The organism is Arthrobacter sp. Dra40, from assembly GCF_059091905.1.
The window spans coordinates 1-3,717 of record NZ_JBNHHB010000351.1; the positions used below are offsets into that span (position 1 = coordinate 1).

Below are 3,717 nucleotides of genomic sequence, written 5' to 3' on the forward strand. Positions count from 1 at the left end.
CATTTTGATCTCTTCGATCTTTGCGGCACCGTGGTGAGGGTAAACAACCGTCTCGCCGACCTCAAATACCATCTGTAGTATCCCCTTTCCCGACCACTAGTTTATCACGGATGGTTTGGCCACTTCCGCGAGTTTGCAGGCTTGTAAGCCTGTCGGGAGGCTAGAATGCCGCGGTTTACCCCCTTGACGGATGAGAGAAATGGTGCTTGCTCCGGGGTTTCTTACGGGCGTCGAATCCAACTTTCTCCCGGTTTGCCGATAGGCTAGGCGAGGCAAGCTGCCGAGATCTGCAGCACCGCACCTGATTTTGACTGAGGAGTTTCTGCCGTGAAGATTGCGCCGAAGAACCGTGTGCAGCGCACCCTTGTAGCAGGCGCCGCTGCGCTCACCCTGCTCGCATCGACCGGATGCGGCGCAATCAACGAACAGGCCACCACCAAGGCCTACTCCCCCAGCGACGGCATCGTGGCCAACGTGGGACCGGTCGGCCTGCGCAACCTGATGGTTGTGGCCGAGTCTGCCGACGCCCCCGGCCGCGTCCTCGGCACCGCTTTCAACACCTCCGATTCTCCGGTGCAGCTTGCCCTGACCGGCCCGGGCAGCACCGCTACCGTCACCGTCCCGGCCGATGGGAAGGTCGTTTTCGAAGACAAGAAGAACGAGACCGTCGTTGACCGTCCGGGGGCCGCTCCCGGGGCCCTGGCCGACATCACCGTCCGCGTGAACAATGAATCCGCAGACGTTTTGGTGCCGGTCCTCGACGGCACCCTGCCTGAGTACCGCGGGTTCGTCCCTAGTGCTGCGCCCACCGAAAGCGCGAAGCCGACCGAAACCGCAGCGCCCACCGAGACCGCGGTGCCCACGGAAGAGTCCACGGACCAGGCCGGCGCCTGACACCACGTCGTTCAAACAGGCCGGGCCCCTTCCCCTACAGGAAGCGGCCCGGCCTTTTTGCTGGCTGTTGGCGGTGGTCTACGGTTCGAACTTGTAGCCCAGCCCGCGGACGGTGACCAGATAGCGCGGTGCCGAGGGATCGGGTTCGATCTTGCTGCGCAGCCGTTTGACGTGTACGTCCAGAGTTTTGGTGTCCCCCACGTAGTCGGAGCCCCACACCCGGTCAATCAGCTGCCCGCGGGTGAGCACCCGGCCGGAGTTGCGCAGCAGCATTTCCAGCAGTTCGAACTCCTTGAGCGGCAGCGAGACGGGTTCGCCGTCCACGCTGACCACGTGCCGTTCCACGTCCATGCGGACCGGGCCGGAGGAGACGGTATTGGGCACCAGTTCCTCCGGTTCGCCCTGGCGGCGCAGTACCGCGCGGACACGGGCCACCAGCTCACGCGAAGAATAGGGTTTGGTGACATAGTCGTCGGCTCCCAGCTCAAGCCCCACGACCTTGTCGATCTCCGAGTCCTTGGCGGTGAGCATGATGACCGGAACCGTGGAGCGCTGCCGCAGCTGGCGGCACACTTCTGTTCCGGATTGTCCAGGCAGCATCAGGTCCAAGAGGACCAGGTCCGCGCCGGCCCGGTCGAACGCCACAATGGCGTCCAGCCCGTTGTCGACCACCTCGACTTCGAAGCCCTCTTTACCCAACAGATAACTCAACGGATCGCTCAGCGATTCTTCATCTTCGACGACCAGAATGCGGGTCAAGCACCGACTCCTTGTTCATGCGCCACACCGGCGCCTTGCGTGCGCGGCTCCACGGATTCTGTGGTGCCGCCGTCTTCCTGCTCCATTTCCGGCAGCCGCACGGTGAAGGTGGAACCCTGTCCGGGCTGCGACCACACCGATACTTCCCCGCCGTGCTGGGCGATGACGTGTTTGACAATGCTCAGGCCCAAGCCGGTTCCTCCGGTTTGGCGGGAGCGGGCATCGTCGATCCGGTAGAACCGTTCGAAGATGCGGTCCTGTTGGTCCGGGGTGATGCCCGGCCCCTGATCGGTGACCGAGATGGTGGCCAGGCCTTCGCGGACCCGCAGCCCCACGCCCACCTTGCTGCGTTCGGGCGCGTAGCGGATCGCGTTGTCGATCAGGTTCCGCAGCGCAGTGGTCAGCAGTTCCGGATCGCCGAAGACCGGCACATCGATCTTTCCGCCCACCGACAGCTGGATCTGGCGGCTTTCGGCCGTGAGCTTGTTCCGGTCCACCGCCTCCGCCACCACTGCATTCAGGTCGACCTCGGTGCCGCCCTGCACCACGTCGGCTCCCTGCAGCCGGCTCAGCTCGATGATGTCCTGCACCAGAGCGCCGAGCCGCCGCGACTCCTTGTGCATCCGGCCGGCGAAGCGGCGCACGGCTTCCGGGTCCTCGGCGGCGTCGTCGATGGCCTCGGACAGCAGCGAAATGGCTCCGACGGGAGTCTTCAACTCGTGGGACACGTTCGCCACGAAGTCGTTGCGCATTGCCTCGGTGCGGGTGATTTCGGTCCGGTCATCGGCCAGCAGGAGGATGTATTCCTCCCCGATCGGCGCCACCCTGACCTGCACCACGATGGTGCCCTGGCCCAGCGGACCACGTGGCAGTTCCAGTTGGCGTTCTTCGATCACGCCGTCGCGCCGCACCCGGGCAGTGAGGTCCAAGAGCTCGGAATGCACGACGGTGTGGCCGCGGACCAGACCGAAGGCGTAGGCAGCGGGACTGGCCCGGACCACGCCGTCAATCGCGTCCACGACAACGTAGGCGCGGCCGACGACGGAGAGCACGTCGGCGGCCCCGGGCGGCAGCGTTGGCTCGGCCACATCCTGCAGGTGCCGCCGCTGGCGATCGCTCAGCCCGAACGCCAGCACACCGAAGCTGCCGAGCGCCAAGCCCACGAGCCCTGCCAGCAAGGCAATAGTCAGTGGATCCACGTCTCTAGCTTAGGCGCAGCACCGTCCGGCCCCGGGCCGATCCGGTAGTAATCGCCTGTCCGTTCAACTAACGTTCACCTGAGGCGGCGTAATACTTAACCGCCGCCTGACAGGCTGTGAAGCTAATGGGATGCTAGGACTCCCATGCTCCACGTACACAAGCGAAAGGACGCCAGTGCGCAAGGTTTTCCAGGCCGAGCTCCATCAAGTCGGAGAGCAGCTGGTAGAGATTTCCCGGTTGGTCACCGAGGCAATGCAGAAGGCAACCACGGCGCTCGATACCGCCGACATCGACTTGGCCGAGGAAGTCATCGCCGCCGATGCCCGGATCGATTTCCTCCAGACGGATCTGGACGAGCGGTCGATCGACATCCTCGCGTTGCAGGGGCCGGTCGCCTCCGACCTGCGCATGATCGTCGGCGCCCTGCGGATGAGCGCCTCGCTGGAGCGGATGGGCGATCTCGCCCGGCACATTGCCCAACTGGTCCGCCTGCGCTACCCCGACCCCGTGATTCCCGAATCGATGCGCGGCACCTTCCGTGAGTTCGCGGAGAAGGACATTGCGATCTCCGAGAAACTGACGGAGTTGCTGGAAACCCGCGACCTGGATTTGGCGGCGCAGATCGACGTTCACAATTCCCGCGTCAACGAACTGCATGCCGGCGTCTTCAAGGCGATTGCCGATCCGGCGTGGAATTCGTCCGGCCCCACTACCGTGGACGTTTCCCTGGCCAGCCGCTACTTCGAGCGGTTCGCCGACCACGGCGTTTCTGTCTCGCGCAAGGTGACCTACCTGGTGACCGGCGAGTGGCGCCCGAACGGCCAGTCCGTCTGAGCAGACCCTTAAACGAGAAGGCCGGCTCCC

General features: G+C 64.5%; 5 protein-coding genes. 2 read left to right on the top strand and 3 right to left on the bottom strand.

The features are described 5' to 3' along the window. Positions 1-72 (bottom strand): CarD family transcriptional regulator (locus tag AC5RWT_RS35535; protein ID WP_494084326.1); only part of this gene is annotated, 72 nt, incomplete at its 3' end. A 255-nt stretch (positions 73-327) separates the two neighbouring features. Between AC5RWT_RS35535 and AC5RWT_RS35540 the strand changes: the two genes are divergently transcribed. Beyond that, positions 328-894 (top strand): hypothetical protein, encoded by a 567-nt coding sequence (locus tag AC5RWT_RS35540; RefSeq protein ID WP_494084325.1) that lies wholly within the window; start codon positions 328-330, stop codon positions 892-894. Between the two features lie 78 nt (positions 895-972). Here AC5RWT_RS35540 and AC5RWT_RS35545 read toward each other — a convergent pair whose 3' ends face one another. After that, positions 973-1,653 carry a winged helix-turn-helix domain-containing protein gene (locus AC5RWT_RS35545; RefSeq protein ID WP_127513282.1) on the bottom strand — a complete coding sequence of 227 codons (681 nt, stop codon included), beginning with the start codon at positions 1,651-1,653 and terminating at the stop codon, positions 973-975. Next, positions 1,650-2,843: a sensor histidine kinase gene (locus AC5RWT_RS35550; RefSeq protein WP_494084327.1), complete on the bottom strand. Its 1,194-nt coding sequence runs from the start codon at positions 2,841-2,843 to the stop codon at positions 1,650-1,652. Before AC5RWT_RS35550 ends, AC5RWT_RS35545 begins: the two co-directional genes overlap by 4 nt. A gap of 184 nt (positions 2,844-3,027) precedes the next feature. On the opposite strand from AC5RWT_RS35550, the gene phoU reads away from it, so the two are divergent. Continuing rightward, positions 3,028-3,687 (top strand): phosphate signaling complex protein PhoU, encoded by a 660-nt coding sequence (gene phoU, locus AC5RWT_RS35555; protein ID WP_493969783.1) that lies wholly within the window; start codon positions 3,028-3,030, stop codon positions 3,685-3,687. Positions 3,688-3,717 lie beyond the last annotated feature (30 nt).